We start from the raw sequence: 16,348 nt of genomic DNA on the forward strand, positions 1-16,348 counted from the left end.
GGAGGATTCGTCGGTCTGGCTCAGGTCGGGGAAGGCCACCAGCGCGAACGAGGGCACGACGACCAGCGCGACGAACAGCACCGTGATCCAGTTGCGCAGCGAGCGGTCGCGCAGCCACCGGCCGAACGGCAGCAGCACGGCAGGTGAGGGTGGCGAACTGTGCGGCTGCCGGGGCGGCGGCGCCGCGAACTGCGGGTAGCCGTACGGCGGCGGATATTGCTGGCCGTACGGCTGCTGGCTGTACGGGTTCTGCGGGTTCTGCTGCGCGTGCTGCTGGTTGGACGGTGGCTGACCAGGTGGCGGCTGGTTAGCCGGCGGGTACTGCTGCTGATACCGCTGTTGCGGCGGCTGCGCCTGCGGAGACTGCGGCGGTTGCTGGGGCTGCTGCGGCTGACCGTATTGCTCCGGCGGCACGGACACTGCGCGGCTACTCCTCGTCAGGCTTCTTGTGCGGTGGGCCGGACCGTCAACTCATTGATCGCGACGTGCCTCGGCCGGGTGACGATGTACTCGACCGCGTCGGCGATGTCCTGTGCCTCAAGGACCGTGACTCCGGCAAAACGCCTCGTCTGCGCCTCACGGATCTCCGGCCGCAGGTGGTCGCGCAACTCGGTGTCCACCGCACCCGGTTCGACCAGCGAGACGCGCAGATGCCGGGTCACGAACTCCTGGCGCAGCGACTCGCTGAACGCGCCGACGCCGAATTTGGTGGCGTTGTAGACGTTACTCCCGTTGCGGGCCACCCGTCCGGCGATCGAGCTGATGTTCACCAGGTCCGCGACCTCGCGCGGCCCCGACTCGGCGGCACGCAGCAGGTGCGGCAGCGCGGCATGCGTGGCGGCGAGCAGCGCCGTGAGGTTCAGGTCCACCATGCGCCGCCAGTCGTCCAGAGACGCGGTGGCGGCGGGACCGAGCAGCATGACTCCGGCGTTGTTGACCAGGATGTCGATGCGGCCGTGGCCGAAAGCCCCAGCGGCGGCGTCGATGGCCTCACGCAGCTGGTCCGCGTCGGTGACGTCGGCGGGCAGGGCGAGCATGGCGCCGCCGTCTGCGGTGATCTCGTCGGCCAACTGGTCGAGCCGGTCGGCACGGCGCGCGATGGCGACCACGCTCGCGCCGCGCGCAGCCAGCGTGCGTGCAGTGGCCGCGCCGATTCCGCTCGACGCCCCGGTGACCACGGCGGTCGTGCCGATCAACCGACGGGCTGCGCTCGCCTGCGCGCGCACCGGCGAGCGCTGGGCGGCGGTATCCGTGGCCTCGGCTTCAGAGCCCGCAGCGATCGGCTTGGCCTGCGTCGTGTCGGTCATCATCGTCACCTCTCAGCCAGGTGGAAGACGAGTGGTCCACGTGTCATCAGATCAAAGGTTGATCTTACTCAGCACGCCGCACTGCTCCGCTCGCGGCGCATCCGGCCCGGGTCAGCCGCCGATCGCTTCCAGCAGAGCGTCGATGAGCGGAAGCTGGCCGCGCAGGATCTTCGCACGCGCCTCGTCGACGGTGAACCAGGCCGCGCTATCGACCTCGGGGAACGACTGCGACGTGCCGCTGCGCGGGGGCCATTCGAGCTCAAACGTGTTGCTGACGATCGCGTCGGCGTCCAGATCGCCCTCAGCGGCCCACGCGGTGACGATCTTGCCACCGGGCTGCCGCACCGCGCCGAGTTCGATCAACTCCGCGTCCGGCTCGGTCGGCAGAGGCCGGCCGAGTTCCTCCTCGAACTCGCGCAGCGCGGCCGCGCGAGGATCCTGCGTCTCCTCGTACTCGCCCTTCGGGATCGACCATACGCCCTCGTCCTTGCGCGCCCAGAGCGGCCCGCCCGGATGCACGAGCAGCACGTGCAGCGCCCCGCCGGCCCGCCGGAAGAGCAGGATGCCCGCACTTCGCCGCGCAGCCACCGGTCAGCGGACCCGATCCGCGCCGCTGCTCATGTCCCTGCTCATGCCGCTATCCAACCAGGAACGTGACCTGATCGACGAGCGCCGGGCCGAGCGTGAACACGCCGGTCTCGGCGAGCAGGATCACCACGGTGCCGAGCCCGACGAAGACGACGCTGGCCTTCACCAGTCGTCGCCGGGCCGCGACGACCGCCAGGCACGCGATCACCCACGGCAGGAAGCTGAGCGCATAGCGTGCCGAGACCAGCGAGAAGTACTCGTTGTTCTCCACGAACATCTCAAGCTGCACGGCGATCGAGACCGCCGTCACACCGACGAACGCCGCCAGGCCCAGCATCCAGCCCCACGACCGGCGTCTGCTGACCGCCATGGCCATCAGCGGCGCGGCGGCGAGCACGACGGTGAGCAAGGTGGCCCAGATACTTACCGTTTCGCCGTTGATCTGCGGCGCGAGCCAGTAGCTCGTGGTCAGGTGTTGGAAGACGCCGAACAGGTTGCTCAGCAGATCGCCGACCGGGGACCCGTTCAGCGGCTGGCCGTTGGGCAGGTTCGGGTTGACCCAGCCCGGGTCTCCGCGGCCGTTCTGGAAGATCTCCCAGCCGATGTACACGGCAAGGAACGAGAGCCCCACGGCCAGGCTCAGCCGTGCGGCGCGCAGCGCGCCTGGCCTGTCTCCGCGGCGGAAGGCCGTGATCGCGAGCACCCCCGCGACGCAGCCGACCGCGATCATCGGCATCCCGTTGAGGATTTTGGTTCCCGTCGCCAGCACGGTCGCGATCACCGGCAGGCCCCACCCCAGGTCGCGATCGACGATGATCCGCGCCAGCAGCCACACCCCCACCGCGCCGCAGAGCGCTGCCGGGGCGTCGCTGGTCACCGTGCTCGTCGCGGCCAGCACGCCGGGACACAGCGGCAGCAGGGCCGCCGCCGTGGCCGCGGTCTGCCAGCCGACCCGGAAACGGCGCAGCCCGAGGTACAGCACGATCATGGCGGCGAAGAGCCAGAGCACGCCGATGCTACGGCCGAACGTGATGAACTGATTGTCGCCGGGCACCAGCGCGCTCATCCACCGCGCCATCAGCCCGGTGGTGAGATAATAGACCGGCGGGTCTCCGAACGTGTAATCCTGCACTCCGGCGCCGAACTCGCCGCCGAGAACGTCGCAGCCGGGCTGCGCGGAATCGCCGAGGCCGTGACAGGACCACTCGTACCGGATTTCCGGTCCGATCAGGGAACCTTTCGACGGAATGACGCCATGCGATATCTGATAGGCGTAGTCGGCGTGCGCCGGCTCGTCATTCGGCGAGAGCTGCTGCCCGCGGATCACGGCGAGCAGCACCAGCGTCACCGCCAGTCCCAGCAGTGCGGATGCCACGAGGAGAAAGCGGCGCAGCGGCTCGCCCGCGAACGTGCGAGGCGGGCCGGCGGCCTGAAAAAAGCGCGACCTCGGCAGGGCCACCGCGCGTGCGACGCTGCTCATCTGGACCTGGCTTTCACGTCGGGTCCGATGGACGTTAGTACATGAATCTGAAACAGATATAAAACCTGCGCCGTACCGCGACCGTAACCATCGGAATACGGAACGTGTTGACCCGGCCGAACGATGTTAGGCCTGTATATCACGCACTCTGTTGCCACCTAAGCAAGAGTGCCGCATATGCCCTCGGAGTCAGCGTTCCCAGTGCACGGAATCGCGCGATGCCGCCATCGGGATAGACGTCCAAGCGAAGGTGCGTTGCCGTCGCCGTACCCGTGTCCACACCCCTGCCCGTGTCCACGACCGAATCCGGCTCCTGTATCAGGAACCGGTGCTGGGTATCCGGCTGAAGCTTCGTCGCGGGCAGCAGCGTGAACCAGTCGACGGGGCCCGGTTCGTCTCCCATCTCCACACACGCCGCTGAAACCTTCACCGCGTCCGGCGCGTTTCCCTTGTAGTGCGTCGTGTCCACTTCCAGGACCCTGATGACGCCCTCGCCGATCAGCGCGATCTGCGCCCAGTCGTTGCCGCCGTCGCGCCGGCGGGCGTTCTCCCAGCCTTCGCCCATCGTGCGCGCGAGGCCGGGCATCAGCATGTTGTCGGCGCGGCCGAAGAACATGCCGCTGCACCCTGTGATGCGCGCACCGTCGCGAAGCGCGGCCAGGTTCACCGCCAGGCCGTCGAGGTAGCCGGGATCGGGCAGCGGCTCGCCGTGTACGCGCAGCCGCGCGATCCCGCCGTCCGGCAGCATATTGAGACGCACGTGGCTGTAACGCCGCCGTCGGCCGTCGACCGGGATGTGATGCACCTGTCCGCCATGCAGTGGATACGGCTCGACGACCGTGGTCCATTCGCCGCCGACGAGCGTCGTGGGCGACGGGTACCCGTCGAACCAAGCGGCCTCGACCGAGCAGTGCGGCGGATAGTTCCCGAGGAAGTGCGCCGTGTCGACGGTGACGCCCCGGACGATTCCGGGCGCGCCGAGGCGGATGATCGCGCTGTCGTATTCGGTGCCTGCGACACCTGGGGCGCCGGGGCGCCGGCGTCGGGTCTCCCAGCCGTCGTACTGCTGGCCCTTGTGCGTGAACGTCGCCGGAGCAAATCCCGGCGAGTGCGGGTTGATCAGGTTTTCCTTGTCCGCGAAGAACTCGTCGTTGGCCCAGACCACCGAGCCACCCAGGGCCCGCGAGGCCAGATCCGGCAATCTGGTGAACGCGGGAGGCTCGGTGTCCGGGGCCTCACTCATGACCGAACAGCCCGCTGCTCCAGCACCCCGTTCCCCTCACTGGGCACCGCCGCATCGAACCGCGCCTCGCCAGCCGGCACCGAAGACGCGAAAACGCCGCCCCCGATGCGTCGCAGCAGCTTGCCTCGCGGCGTTTCCCCAACCGGCTCGCCTCGCAGGTACGTCGCACGCACCACGCCTGTCAGCGTTCTGCCGTGGTACGGCGTGACCGGGTTGCGGTGGGCCAGCCGGGATGCGTCCACGGTGAACGTGGCGTCCGCGTCGAACACGACCAAGTCGGCATCGCAGCCCACAGCGATACGCCCCTTGTGCGGTAGGCCGACGAAGTCGGCTGTACGCCGGGCCATCAGGTCCACGACGCGGGAGAGCGTCCAGCCGCGCTCACGCGCCTCGGTCCATACCGCGGGCAAGCCGAGTTGCACCGACGCGATGCCGCCCCAGGCCGCAGCGAAGTCGCCGGTCGAGCGGAGCTTCAGGTCGGCGGTACACGGCGAGTGGTCGGAGACCACGAAGTCGATCAGTTTCGTTTCGAGCGCCGCCCACAGCAATTCGCGGTTGGCCGAGGAGCGGATCGGCGGACAGCACTTGAACTCGGTCGCTCCCGCCGGAACGTCCTGCGCCGAGAACACCAGGTAGTGCGGGCAGGTTTCCGCCGTGACCCGCACCCCCTCGACCCGTGCGGCCTCGATCAAGGCAAGGGACGCCGCCGACGACAGGTGCAGGATGTGTACACGCGCGCCAGTCCGCCGCGCGACCGCGAGAACGTCCGCCACGGCTGCGGACTCGGCGACGTCCGGCCGCGACGCGAGGAAGAACCCGTACTCGGTCGCATCCGCATCCGCATCCGCAGCGGCACCTGCATCCGCGCCTAACCCATCCGCCCTACGGCCGCTCTGGTCAAGGATGTCCTGGTCTTCGGCGTGCACGATCAACATCGCCCCGAGTTCGGCCGTGCGGCGTGCGGCCGCTTCGAGCCCCGAGACGTCGAGCGCCGGGAACTCCGGCACGCCCGAGTCGGCGAGGAAGCACTTGAAACCGAACGCGCCCGCTTCGTGCAACGCAGCGAGGTCGGCGCCGTTTCCCGGCACGGCGCCGCCCCAGAAACCGACGTCCACCGAGATGTTCCCCTTGGCCGCGGCGCGCTTCTCGGCCAGCGCGGCGGCCGTGATGGTCGGCGGGACGCAGTTGAGCGGCATGTCGATCAGGGTCGTGACACCGCCGAGCGCGGCGGCGCGCGTCGCGGTGGCGAATCCCTCCCACTGCGTGCGTCCGGGCTCGTTGATATGCACATGCGTATCGACGAGCCCTGGCAGGATGGCCGAATCGCCGAGATGGAGCTCGCGCGCCGAGTTCGCCGGTGCGTCGTACGGCAGCACCGCAGCGATGCAACCGCCTGACACGCACACGGACGCGGGACGCTCGCCATCGGGCAGCACGACACGCCGTGAGCGAAGTACGAGGTCGTAGCGTGCGAAGCCGCGTGCGGACACGGTCACTCCCCACGCACGACGGTCGCAGCGAGCGAGGCCGTGTAGCTGCGCCAGTCCGCGTATTCCGAGATGTCGCGATACAGAACCGAGGGCGAGCCCGAAGGCTCGCTGTACGCGCGGCGCCGGATCATCGAGAGCGTCCCAGAACCGTCTTCGAGCTCGATGACGCCGAGTTCCAACTCCGGCGGCTCGGCCGGGAGCAGCGACTCACGCAACACGTCCCACGGCACGTCGTACAACTCCCCGACCACGGACACGCCTTCCATCGACCGGCCTTCCAACGACCAACCCTCCGCCGACCGGTTCACTGCTGACCGGTTCCCCGCTGACCGGCCCTCCACTGACGAGCCCCCCACTGACGGGCCCTCCACCGACCGACTTTCGACCGACCGGCCTTCGACCAGCACACCTTCCAGCGGCTCACCTTCAGTTGATGGGCCTGTTATCTTTGGATCTTGGATGGCTCGATCGCCCACCTCGGCGAGCGCGGGGAACCTGTCCCCCACCGAGTAGAACCGATACCTCGGCGCCGTACGCACGGTCGCCACGAACGCCGCGCCACGCAGCAGGTGGTGCAACGGACCGCCACGCATCGCGCCGCCGTTGAGAAACATCAGTGGCATCAGGGGCCTGCCATGAGATGGCGCTGCGTACCCTCAGTCGACGTGCTTTCGGTCAACATGCCCTCGGCCACCGTGTTCTCAGAGCTCTCAGAGAATCCGCGCTGCGGCTCCTGCTGCGTGGCGGACCGGCGATGCATCGGTCCCGCGGTGTCACGCAGCGGTCGGCCGGTTCCGCCATGCGCCGAGGCGACGATCTCCGCACAGATCGACAGCGCGACCTGCTGCGGCGATGTCCCGCCGAGGTCGAGCCCGATGGGCGCGCGCAGCCGGGACAGCTCGGCATCGCCGAGCCCTGCGTCGCGCAGCCGTTGCACCCGGTCGGCGCACGTGCGCCGCGAGCCGAGCGCGCCGACGTATCCGGCCGGCGAGCGCAGAGCCTCAAGCAGGACCGGGACGTCGAACTTCGGATCGTGCGTCAGGACGCAGACAGCCGTGCTGCTGTCCACCCGGGTCGACGCGAGGTAGCGGTGCGGCCACTCGACGATCACCTCGTCGGCGTCCGGGATCCGTGCGGGGGTGGCGAAAACCGGCCGGGCGTCGCAGACCGTGACGCGGTAGCCGAGGAGCCTGCCCATGGCCGCCAGGGCATCGGCGAACTGGACGGCCCCGAAGATCAGCATCCTGGGACGTTCGTCGGGCCCGCCGTCCTCGGGCAGGCCGGCGGCCTCCTCGCTCGGATCCACCCGGCGGATCGCGACCTCGATCGTGCCGCCGCAGGAGAGGGACGGCGCGAAGGAGTCCGCGGGATCCGCGTCGAAGCTGCGGTGCAACGACTCCCCGGTACGCAGGACCTCTTGACAGAGTTCGTATACCTCGGCGTCGATGCAGCCCCCGGACACGCTGCCCGCTGCGGCGCCCCCCGTGTCGACGGCGAGCGCCGGCCCGGCGCCGCGCGGCGAGCTGCCGGTGGCCGCCACGATCGTGGCCAGGGCGTACGGTTCGCCGCGCGCCTGCCAGCAGCGCAGGGTTTCGGCCAGGTCATGCATGCGCGCTCGCCTCCCCTGGCGCCGGGTCTGGCGACTGGAACAAGGCGATGTGCTCGGGGCGGATCGGCACGCGGGTCAATTCCATTCCGGTGGCGTCGCGCACGGCCGCGACGATGGCAGGCGTCGAAGATAGCGTCGGAGGCTCGCCTGCGCCACGCAGGCCGTAGGGTGCGTTGGGGTCCGGGTGTTCCAGGATCCGCATACCCATCGGCGGCATGTCCACGATCGTGGGAATCAGGTAGTCGGTGAACGACGGATTGCGTACCTTCCCGTCGGCCATGACGATCTCCTCCAGCACCGCCAGTCCGAGACCCTGAGCGGTGCCGCCCTGGATCTGGCCTTCGAGCGACAGCCTGTTGAGAATCTTGCCGACCTCCTGCACGACGTCGAGCTGCACGACGCGCACCAGCCCGAGTTCGACGTCCACGTCGACCACCGCGCGATGGACCGCGAACGCGAACTGCACGTGCGAACTGCCCTGGCCGGTGAGCTGGTCGAGCACGCCGGTGGGCCGGTGCCGGTACTCACGGGTCTCCTCGATCGCGCGCTCGCCGAGGATCTGGGCCAGAGCGGCGAAAGGTTCGCCGAACGCTGACACGATCTTGCCATCGGTCAGCCGCGCCCCGTCGGGCACCGGAACACCGCGCTCGCGCGCCAGTTCGAAGACGCGTTCGCGCACCGCCTCGCACGCCGCCTTGACCGCTCCGCCCGTCATGTACGACTGACGCGACGCTGATGAGGATCCTGATGAGCCGACCCGGGTATCGGCCCGCTCGACCGTCACGCGTTCGACGCCGAGTTCGGTGCGCGCGATCTGACCCTGAAGGGTGACCAGGCCCTGCCCGACCTCGGCGGCCGCGGTGTGGACGAGCGCGGTCGGTTCGCCGTGCTCCAGCGTCAGCCTCACACGCGCGGTGGAGAAATCGTCGAAACCCTCCGAGTAGCAGATGTTCTTGACGCCGACCCCGTAGCCGACGCCGCGGCGGATGCCTTCGCCGTGGCTGGTGTTGCCGTAGCCGCCGGGCAGCAGATCGGCCGCGGCGCGTTCGGGCGGCGCCGGCATCGCGCGCAGTTCCTCGAACATCTCGGCCAGCGGAGCCGGGCTGTCGATCACCTGCCCGGTAGCGATCGTCGAGCCCTGTTTCACCGCGTTGCGGGCGCGCACCTCCAGCGGGTGCATGCCGAGCGCTTCGGCGAGCGCGTCCATCTGCGATTCGTATGCGAAGCAGGCCTGTACCGCGCCGAAGCCGCGCATCGCTCCGCAAGGCGGGTTGTTCGTGTAGGCGCCGTACGCGTCGACGGCGAGATGTTCGACCTCGTACGGCCCGATGCCGAGCGACGCCGCGTTGCCCACCACGGCCTCGGTCGTGGACGCGTACGCGCCCCCGTCGAGCAGGATCTCGGCGATGACGTACACCAGCGTCCCGTCGCGCCGCGCGCCGTGCGTGTAACGCATGACAGCCGGATGGCGGTGTACGTGCCCGAAGAAGGATTCCTGCCGGTTGTACACCATCCGCACGGGTCGGCCGGTGCGCAGCGCGAGCATCGCCGCGTGGATCTGCATCGAGAGGTCCTCACGGCCGCCGAACGCGCCGCCGACCCCGGCCAGGGTCAGCCGGACCTTCTCCTCGGGAAGGCCCAGGCAGGGCGCGATCTGTTCGAGGTCCGCGTGCAGCCACTGCGTGGCGATGTGCAGATCGACGCCGCCGTCCGGGGCGGGGTATGCGAGCCCTGCCTCGGGGCCGAGGAAGGCCTGGTCCTGCATCCCGACCTGGTATTCGCGGGTGATCTCGACGTCGGCGTGTACACGCACGGCCGGGTCGTGCGGATCACCGCGGCGCACCGGCTGGTGGCGCACGAGGTTTCCAGCAGGGTGCACCCGGGGACCGGCCGGATCGAACAGCGCGCGCCGCACGTCGGTGACCGGATCGAGGACTTCGTACTCGACGATGATCGCCTTGACCGCGAGCCGCGCGGCCTGCGCGTCGTCGGCGGCCACGATCGCGACCGGTTCGCCCTGATAGCGCACCTCGCCGACGGCCAGGACCGGACAGTCCTGCTTGATCAGGCCGTAGTGCTTGCGGCCTGGTACGTCTTCGTGGGTCAGCACGGCGCGCACGCCGGGCAGCGCGAGCGCGGGCGCGGTGTCGATCCGAGTGATCAGGGCCCTGGGATGCGGGCTGCGCAGGGTCGCGCCGTACAGCATCGCGTCGGCGGTGAGGTCGGAGGCGTACGCGAAGACGCCGAGCACCTTGGCAATGCCGTCGGGTCGCAACGGGCTGTCACCGACGCCGCCGGGCCTGCCGTCACCGTTCACGGCCGGCTCCCGTCCATCATGCGCCGGCTCGCCGCGCGGGCTTCGCGGGCCAGCCGCGCCGCGTCGGCGGTGCGCAGTTCCCCGTCCTCGACGACGGTGCGCCCGTGCACGGCGAGCAGCTTCAGCGGAGCCGGCGGGCCGAGTACGAGCGCTGCGACGGGATCGGCGATGTCGGCGTGGCCGAGGCCGTCGAGCCGCCAGAGCGCGAGGTCGGCGTATTTGCCGGGTTCCAGGGAGCCGATCTCGTCGGCGCGGCCGAGCAGCCGCGCGCCGCCGATCGTGCCGATGCGCAGCGCCCCGCGCGCGTCGAGGGCCTGGTCTGGCTCGGCGGTTCCGGCGCGCAGCCGGGAGAGGTAGAGCGCGGAGCGCAGTTCCTCGACGAGCATGCCAGCCTCCTGCGACGCCGCGCCGTCCACGCCGAGGCCCACCGGCGCTCCCGAGTCGATCAGGCTCTTGACGGGGGCGAGGCCGGAACCGAGGCGGGCGTTGGAACTCGGGCAGTGCGCGGTGCCGGTACCGGTGGCGGCGAGGCGCTTGACCGCGTTGTCGTTCAGGTGCACGCAGTGCGCGAGCCACACGTCGGGGCCGAGCCAGCCGAGCGATTCGGCGTACTCGGCGGGCGTGCAGCCGTGCTCGGCCAGACAGAACTCTTCTTCGTCGGCGGTCTCGGCCAGGTGCGTGTGCAGCCGCACGCCGCCGGCGCGGGCGAGTTCGGCGGTGCGGACCATCAGTTCACTGCTGACGGAGAACGGCGAGCACGGCGCGAGGCCGATCCGGGTGAGCGAGCCGGGCCGCGGGTCGTGGTGGCGGCCGATCGCCTCCTGGCTCGCGGCCAGCGCGGCGTCGATGTCCTCCACGACGCCGTCCGGAGGCAGGCCGCCCGCGGACGCGCCGCGGTCCATGCTGCCGCGGGTCGGGTCGAAGCGCAGGCCGATCCGCCGCGCGGCCTCGATGGTCGCGCCGAGCAGGTCGCCGCTGCCGCGCGGGAACAGGTAGTGATGGTCGGAACTGGTGGTGCAGCCGGTGAGGGCGAGCCAGCCGAGCCCCGCCTGCGCGGCGGTGTATACGGCCTCTTCGTCGATGCGTGCCCAGCGGGGGTAGAGCTCGGTCAGCCAGCCGAACAGGGTCGCGTCCTGGGCCAGCCCGCGGAAGATCCACTGGTAGAGGTGGTGATGCGTGTTGACCAGTCCGGGGGTGAGCAGGCAGCCGGAGCCGTCGACGATGCGCGGCGCGGGCGCGGCGGGACCGGCGCTCACCGGCCGCGGCGCGCTTCCCGGGCCGATCGCGGTGATCACACCGCAGTTGACGACGACGTATCCGGACGCGTATTCGGTGCCGTCCGCGTCGACGGTCGCGATGGCGCAGCCCTCGATGATCAACGTCGGCGACGAGGCGTCGTCACCGGCACCCGACATGCCGGGTGCTGATACGGCCTGGACGCGTGGATCCGTGGTCACGACGCCACCCGCTCCCGCTGCTCGCGCTGTGCCTGCTCGCTCTGTGCCCGCTCGTCCTGCTCGGCGCGAAGCTCGGCGGTGGCGTGCCGCACGGCCTCGATGATCTTCTCGTATCCGGTACAGCGGCACAGGTTTCCGGCCAGCGCCTCGCGGATCACCGCCTCCTGCGACGCCGCCGGCACGCCGCCGGGGTCCTGCTTGATCAGGGTTCGATGGACGAGGTCGTGGACGGCGACGACCAGGCCCGGCGTGCAGAAGCCGCACTGCACCGCGCCGCACTCGACGAACGCGCGCTGGACCGCGTCGGGCGCTCCTTCGTCCGCCAGACCCTCGACGGTGCGCACCTCGCGGCCCTCCGCCTGCCCGGCGGCCACCAGGCAGGAGCACACCGGCTCGCCGTCGAGGTAGACCGTGCAGGACCCGCACTCGCCCTGCTCGCAGGCGTTCTTCGAGCCAGGCAGGGCGAAGTGCTCGCGCAGCGCGGTCAGCAGGCTGGCCGTGGTCGGCACGGCCGGCGCGGTGCGCACGCGGCCGTTGACCGTGAGAGTGAGCGCGAGAGTCTGCCGTCGGCTCATACCGGGACCGGCTTCCTGTTCCGGCTCGCGGCGGGGCCGGTGCTGCTGATCCAGCGCAGCGCGCGAGTGGCCAGCACCGCGAGCGCGTGGCGGCGGTACTCGGCGGTGCCGCGTACGTCGTCGATCGGGCTCGCGGCGTCGGCGACGAGTTCGCCGAAACGCCGGGCGGCGGGGACCGGCACGGTCAGGTTCGTCCAGTCGAGCGCGCCGGCCAGGAAGCGCTCGGCGGCCCGCGCGGCCAGCGGGGTCGGGCCGGCCGAGCCGATGCCGGTGCCGACGGTGTGCCGGTCCAGGTCCAGCGCCAGGGCGAACGAGCAGACCGCGATGACCATCGCGCCGCGCGAGCCGACCTTCGAGAACTGCTGCGGTCCGGCCGCGGTGGGGATCAGGACCGCGCGGATCAGCTCGTCCGGAGCCAGCACGGAGCGCTTGGGCCCGGTGAAGAAGCCGCCGATCGGGATGTGCCGCACACCGCGGAACGACTCGGCCTCGACCACGGCCCCGGTCGCGAGCAGCGCGGGATGGGCGTCGCCGGCCGGGGACGCGGTGCCCAGATTGCCGCCGACCGTGGCCCGGTTGCGGATCTGCGGGGAACCGACCGTGCGTGCCGCCATCGCCAGCGCGGGCAGCCGATCGGCCAGGTCAGAGATGATCCGCGCGTAGGGCACCGCGGCGCCGAGGTGCACCGTGCCGCCGACCACGTCCCACTCGCGCAGTTCGCTGATGCGTCCCAGGTCCATCAGGGCGCTGGGATGGCGCAGGTCGAAGTTCAGTTCGACCATGACGTCGGTTCCGCCGCTGATCGGCACGGCGTCGGGCCGGGCGGCCTTCGTCTCCAGCGCCTCGGCCCAGCTCGCGGGGGCGAAGAAGTCCATCGGATGCGGTGCTCCTCGTTTCCGTGCCGGCGGTTCTCGCACTTCGCTCAGTCCCAGCGGTGTTTTCAAGCGGTGTCAATCCCAAGCGGCGGGATCGGGTGGCGCGCCGGCGCGGGCCACGGTGCCCTCGATCAGGCCGTAGGGGCGGTCGGCGGCGTAGAAGACCTCGTTCTCGTTGGTCAGGCCGAACGGCGCGAGGTCCACGGCGAAGTGATGCCGGTTGGGCAGCGCGAGTCTGACCTCTGCGATCTGCTCGTCCCGGCCGACGAGCCGCCGCGCCATCGCGTAGAGCGTCTGCTGGAGCGAAAGGCTGTGGGTGTCGGCGAAAGCGGTGAGCAGCGACGCGCGAGCCTGCGCGTAGGACTTGTCCCAGTCCCGCTCCCCAGCGCCGGCGAGGTGCCGCCAGCGCGCGTCGACCGCCGTCGCCAGGATGCGATCGCCGGTTTCGGCGAGAGTGGTGAATTCGTCGTGGAAGAAGCCGTGGAACTCTGAGCCGGTGCTGTTGAGCACGACGAGGTCTTTCAGCCCGCTGACGACCGACGAGTCGCCCGCCGCGTCGGCGTGTACGAGCGCTGTCCTGACCTCACGGCCGGAACGCACGAACGAGTGGCGGCTCTGCGCTCCAGGAATGCGGTCCCACGCGTATTCGTCGACGGCGACGCGCGCGTGCGAAATGTAAGGGCACGTGGTCAGGAAGTGCCGTGCGAGCAGCTGCGCGAAGTCCTCGATCGCATCGACTCCGTGCCGCTTGGCCAGTGCGTAAACGGCGTTCTTCTGCGCGTCGGTCGTCAGGACCTTGGTGTTGTCGCCGGACAGATGGGTGTCGGCCTGATCGCCGCAGAGCGCGACCGAGACATTGAGGTCCCTGATGGTGTGCTCGGCGCCGCTGCGGGCCACGTGCACGAGCCGTACCTCGGCCTTCCCGTACCTGGTCGGGCCGAGAACGACTTCCGTTGGCTCTGTCATGTCAGCCGTCACGTCAGCTGCCCCGATAGGTCGAGTAGCCGAACGGGCTGAGCAGCAGCGGCACGTGATAGTGCGTGCCGGATTCGGTGATGGCGAAGCAGACCACGACTTCGGGGTAGAAGTACTCCTTCACGCCGCGGCCGGCGAAGTAGTCGGCGGTGTCGAAGACGAGCCGGTACGTGCCGCCGGCCGACACGCCGTCGCGGAGCACGGCGGCGAACGCCTCGCGGGCACGGCCGTCCTGGTCCGTGTGCGTGGCGACCAGGGGCGTCCAGCCGTCGGCCATGGCCGCGTCGAGCCGCACGGGCATCCCGGCGGCCGGCCGCCCCAGGGCAGAGTCGAGAACGTGCGTCGACAGGCTCATGGCGACCGGGTCCCCTCCGCGAGGCCGAGAATCAGCTTGTCCAGACGCAGCCGCACGATCTGCGACAGTTCGTCGCGCACCACCGCCTGTTCGGTCGATTCGTCATGGTCGAGGCGGTCGAGCGCGGCGGCGAGCATCTGCGTCGCGGTGCGTCCGGCCGCGCGGATCAGGAACACGTAGCCGAACTTGGCCTCGTACGCCGCGTTCGCGACGGCCAGTTCGGCTGCGATGAGCGCGTCGGCGTTCCGTGCTCCGGACTGCTCGGCGTGCGACCAGGCCGCCTCACGTCCGCGTCCGGCGCCGGAAGTGCGCTCGCCGATCCGCGGGTGCGCGGCGAGGGCTTCACGGATGTCGGGCCAGTCGAGGGCGGCGAGTTGCGCGGCGGCGGCGCGGTGCAGGCCGTCGACGCTCGCGAAGGGCCGGGCCTGCACGACGGCCGCGACCCAGCGGCGCGACGCGCAGCACGCGGCGAGTTCGGCTGCGGCCTCGGCCGGCGTCATGGCGTTGAGGCGAGCGAGACCCGAACGGCCCACCGCGACGTTTCCCGTCGTGAGCACGTCCATCGGCCGCTCCGTTCTCGTTTCGTCCCCGTCGTGCGCCGGTCACCGCTTGCGACCAGTCAATCCCCGGCTGATCTCGGCTTCCATGGGCCGATGGCACGAAGCCCGCGCCATCCGGGCCGCGCCGGCCTTGGAGGTTCCTACGAGAACGCGGGGGGACTACTGTTCTTGAAATAGCCACGACATGCTCATGTGACGAAATCTTCCTGACAGACAGCCCGCGCAGGTAAGGGACGGCTCGGATGCGCCTACGCGATCTGGTCGAGGCGGCACCGCTCGGTTTGACCGCGGTGACCGGCACGCCCGGCCTGGATCGGGAGCTCGGCTCGGTGACGGTGACCGACCTGCCGGATCCGGGCAAGTACCTGCGCGGCGGCGAGCTGGTGGTGTCTGGGCTGGTCTGGCTCGGCGACCAGCGCAAATCGGCCGCCGAGCACTGCGAGGTGTTCGTCGGCGCGGTGGCCAGGGCCGGCTGCGCGGGCCTGGCCGCCGGCGACACCACCGACGCCGCGCTGCCGGGCGAACTGCTCGACTCGTGCGCGCGGCACAGCCTGCCGCTGCTGCACGTGCCGGCGAATCTGGCCTTCGCCGACCTGGCCGAGTGGATCAACCGGCGGATCTCGGCGGAGCGCGCCGGGGACGCGGGCGAACTGCTGGCCCGGCACCGCCGGCTGGTGGCCGCCGGGGCGCAGCAAGACGGGATCGTGCGGCTGATCGGCCAGGAGACCGGGATGGCCTGCTGTCTGGTGGCGGCGACCGGCGAGCTGGTCGCGGCGTACGGCGAGCAGCCGAGCGCGGCGGCTCGGGCGGCGATCGCCCGGGAAGCGCTGCGCACGGCGGGGCAGCCCGAGCGGCTGGTCGAGCACCGGGGCCGCTGCTACGCGGTGTACACGGTGACCGGACGGCCGGGTTCCGCGATCACGGACTGGTACGCGGTGTTCGAGGGCGACTTCCGCGTTTGGGCGCGCCAGCGGCGGGAGGCCGCGCGCGGCGCGGCGCGGCTGGTCGGCGCGGAGCGTGCGCGGCTGACGGAGGGACAGCGGTCGCTGCGTCGGGTGGGACGTGAGCTCGTGACGCTCGCCGCGGAGGCGGGGCCGACGGCGGAGATCGGTGCGCGGCTGACGGTGGCGGGGCTCGCCCCGGAGGCGGGGCTGCGTGCGATCGCAGTGGCGACGGCGGGCAACGTGCGAGTCGGGCGGCTGGCGCGCGTACTGCTGGAACCGGCGTCGGCCGAGTCCCCGTTGCCGATCGCGGTATTCGAGTCCGGATCCGCCGGCGCTGCCGCAGGAACAAAGGACACGGATCCGTGGCACGACGCCGCGCACGCGGTGGTGCTCACTGCGGACGCGTTCAACGCGAAGGCGGACGCCGCGACGCCGCCGTCAGAAACCGGCGCGTCGGTCGGTGTAGCGGCCATGTTGCGCGGTCGGCTCGCGGCGCTGACCCCGGGCCTGGGCCGAGACCGGGTCGCGGTCGGGCTCAGTGACCGGTTCGGCCAGGCGGCCGACCTGGCCGGG

Annotated in this window: 15 protein-coding genes and 2 pseudogenes; 1 reads left to right on the forward strand and 16 read right to left on the reverse strand. The window is 70.8% G+C overall.

From position 1 onward, the window contains the following. The 16 genes and pseudogenes from VGS97_RS29265 to uraD all read right to left on the reverse strand — a co-directional run. Nucleotides 1-420, reverse strand: a pseudogene (locus VGS97_RS29265) (hypothetical protein); the annotation flags it as partial. Between the two features lie 17 nt (nucleotides 421-437). Further along, on the reverse strand, nucleotides 438-1,307 hold the full coding sequence (locus VGS97_RS29270; protein WP_326856929.1) for an SDR family NAD(P)-dependent oxidoreductase: 870 nt from the start codon (nucleotides 1,305-1,307) through the stop codon (nucleotides 438-440). Between the two features lie 111 nt (nucleotides 1,308-1,418). Further along, on the reverse strand, nucleotides 1,419-1,895 hold the full coding sequence (locus VGS97_RS29275; protein WP_326856930.1) for an NUDIX domain-containing protein: 477 nt from the start codon (nucleotides 1,893-1,895) through the stop codon (nucleotides 1,419-1,421). A 49-nt stretch (nucleotides 1,896-1,944) separates the two neighbouring features. Next, nucleotides 1,945-3,375, reverse strand: a complete 1,431-nt coding sequence (locus tag VGS97_RS29280; protein WP_326856931.1) for a hypothetical protein — start codon at nucleotides 3,373-3,375, stop codon at nucleotides 1,945-1,947. 139 nt (nucleotides 3,376-3,514) lie between these two features. Continuing rightward, entirely contained in the window at nucleotides 3,515-4,618 is a 1,104-nt protein-coding gene (gene alc / locus VGS97_RS29285) for an allantoicase (RefSeq protein ID WP_326856932.1), read from the reverse strand. Further along, nucleotides 4,615-6,108, reverse strand: coding sequence for an allantoinase AllB (gene allB / locus VGS97_RS29290; protein WP_326856933.1), 1,494 nt, complete (start codon nucleotides 6,106-6,108; stop codon nucleotides 4,615-4,617). Before allB ends, alc begins: the two co-directional genes overlap by 4 nt. A 2-nt stretch (nucleotides 6,109-6,110) precedes the next feature. Then, nucleotides 6,111-6,374: an allophanate hydrolase-related protein gene (locus VGS97_RS29295; protein WP_326856934.1), complete on the reverse strand. Its 264-nt coding sequence runs from the start codon at nucleotides 6,372-6,374 to the stop codon at nucleotides 6,111-6,113. 207 nt (nucleotides 6,375-6,581) lie between these two features. Next, nucleotides 6,582-6,731, reverse strand: a pseudogene (locus tag VGS97_RS29745) (allophanate hydrolase-related protein); the annotation flags it as partial. Next, on the reverse strand, nucleotides 6,731-7,717 hold the full coding sequence (locus VGS97_RS29300; RefSeq protein ID WP_326856935.1) for an XdhC/CoxI family protein: 987 nt from the start codon (nucleotides 7,715-7,717) through the stop codon (nucleotides 6,731-6,733). The gene VGS97_RS29300 and the pseudogene VGS97_RS29745, both read right to left, overlap by 1 nt. Next, entirely contained in the window at nucleotides 7,710-10,034 is a 2,325-nt protein-coding gene (pucD, locus tag VGS97_RS29305; RefSeq protein WP_326856936.1) for a xanthine dehydrogenase subunit D, read from the reverse strand. The genes VGS97_RS29300 and pucD overlap by 8 nt, the downstream gene beginning before the upstream one ends. Further along, the gene (locus tag VGS97_RS29310; RefSeq protein WP_349262315.1) at nucleotides 10,031-11,449 is read right to left on the reverse strand and encodes an 8-oxoguanine deaminase; all 1,419 of its coding nucleotides are present in this window, start codon (nucleotides 11,447-11,449) and stop codon (nucleotides 10,031-10,033) included. Before VGS97_RS29310 ends, pucD begins: the two co-directional genes overlap by 4 nt. A 38-nt stretch (nucleotides 11,450-11,487) precedes the next feature. Then, a complete protein-coding gene (locus VGS97_RS29315; RefSeq protein ID WP_326856938.1) occupies nucleotides 11,488-12,066 on the reverse strand; it encodes a (2Fe-2S)-binding protein in 579 nt (192 codons plus the stop codon). Continuing rightward, nucleotides 12,063-12,941 (reverse strand): FAD binding domain-containing protein, encoded by an 879-nt coding sequence (locus VGS97_RS29320; RefSeq protein WP_326856939.1) that lies wholly within the window; start codon nucleotides 12,939-12,941, stop codon nucleotides 12,063-12,065. The genes VGS97_RS29315 and VGS97_RS29320 overlap by 4 nt, the downstream gene beginning before the upstream one ends. 75 nt (nucleotides 12,942-13,016) lie before the next feature. Further along, nucleotides 13,017-13,907, reverse strand: coding sequence for a factor-independent urate hydroxylase (gene pucL, locus VGS97_RS29325; RefSeq protein ID WP_326856940.1), 891 nt, complete (start codon nucleotides 13,905-13,907; stop codon nucleotides 13,017-13,019). Nucleotides 13,908-13,920: 13 nt separating this feature from the next. Then, complete coding sequence (gene uraH / locus VGS97_RS29330) at nucleotides 13,921-14,271, reverse strand: hydroxyisourate hydrolase (RefSeq protein WP_326856941.1); 351 nt, start codon at nucleotides 14,269-14,271, stop codon at nucleotides 13,921-13,923. Continuing rightward, nucleotides 14,268-14,834, reverse strand: coding sequence for a 2-oxo-4-hydroxy-4-carboxy-5-ureidoimidazoline decarboxylase (uraD, locus tag VGS97_RS29335; protein WP_326856942.1), 567 nt, complete (start codon nucleotides 14,832-14,834; stop codon nucleotides 14,268-14,270). The genes uraH and uraD overlap by 4 nt, the downstream gene beginning before the upstream one ends. Before the next feature lie 239 nt (nucleotides 14,835-15,073). On the opposite strand from uraD, the gene VGS97_RS29340 reads away from it, so the two are divergent. After that, nucleotides 15,074-16,348, forward strand: a 1,275-nt coding sequence (locus tag VGS97_RS29340; RefSeq protein ID WP_326856943.1) for a PucR family transcriptional regulator ligand-binding domain-containing protein, incomplete at its 3' end; no start/stop codon positions are given.

The sequence above is a fragment of the Actinocrinis sp. genome, from assembly GCF_035946395.1.
Lineage (GTDB): Bacteria > Actinomycetota > Actinomycetes > Streptomycetales > Catenulisporaceae > Actinocrinis.

What these genes read in the sequence shown, in the direction of transcription:
- pucL (WP_326856940.1), bottom strand. Translation starts at nt 13,907, where the DNA reads ATGACAGAGCCAACGGAAGTCGTTCTCGGCCCGACCAGGTACGGGAAG.
- VGS97_RS29300 (WP_326856935.1), bottom strand. Translation starts at nt 7,717, where the DNA reads ATGCATGACCTGGCCGAAACCCTGCGCTGCTGGCAGGCGCGCGGCGAA.
- uraH (WP_326856941.1), bottom strand. Translation starts at nt 14,271, where the DNA reads ATGAGCCTGTCGACGCACGTTCTCGACTCTGCCCTGGGGCGGCCGGCC.
- VGS97_RS29315 (WP_326856938.1), bottom strand. Translation starts at nt 12,066, where the DNA reads ATGAGCCGACGGCAGACTCTCGCGCTCACTCTCACGGTCAACGGCCGC.
- alc (WP_326856932.1), bottom strand. Translation starts at nt 4,618, where the DNA reads ATGAGTGAGGCCCCGGACACCGAGCCTCCCGCGTTCACCAGATTGCCG.
- VGS97_RS29270 (WP_326856929.1), bottom strand. Translation starts at nt 1,307, where the DNA reads ATGACCGACACGACGCAGGCCAAGCCGATCGCTGCGGGCTCTGAAGCC.
- VGS97_RS29295 (WP_326856934.1), bottom strand. Translation starts at nt 6,374, where the DNA reads ATGGAAGGCGTGTCCGTGGTCGGGGAGTTGTACGACGTGCCGTGGGAC.
- VGS97_RS29320 (WP_326856939.1), bottom strand. Translation starts at nt 12,941, where the DNA reads ATGGACTTCTTCGCCCCCGCGAGCTGGGCCGAGGCGCTGGAGACGAAG.
- VGS97_RS29310 (WP_349262315.1), bottom strand. Translation starts at nt 11,449, where the DNA reads ATGTCGGGTGCCGGTGACGACGCCTCGTCGCCGACGTTGATCATCGAG.
- uraD (WP_326856942.1), bottom strand. Translation starts at nt 14,834, where the DNA reads ATGGACGTGCTCACGACGGGAAACGTCGCGGTGGGCCGTTCGGGTCTC.
- VGS97_RS29280 (WP_326856931.1), bottom strand. Translation starts at nt 3,375, where the DNA reads ATGAGCAGCGTCGCACGCGCGGTGGCCCTGCCGAGGTCGCGCTTTTTT.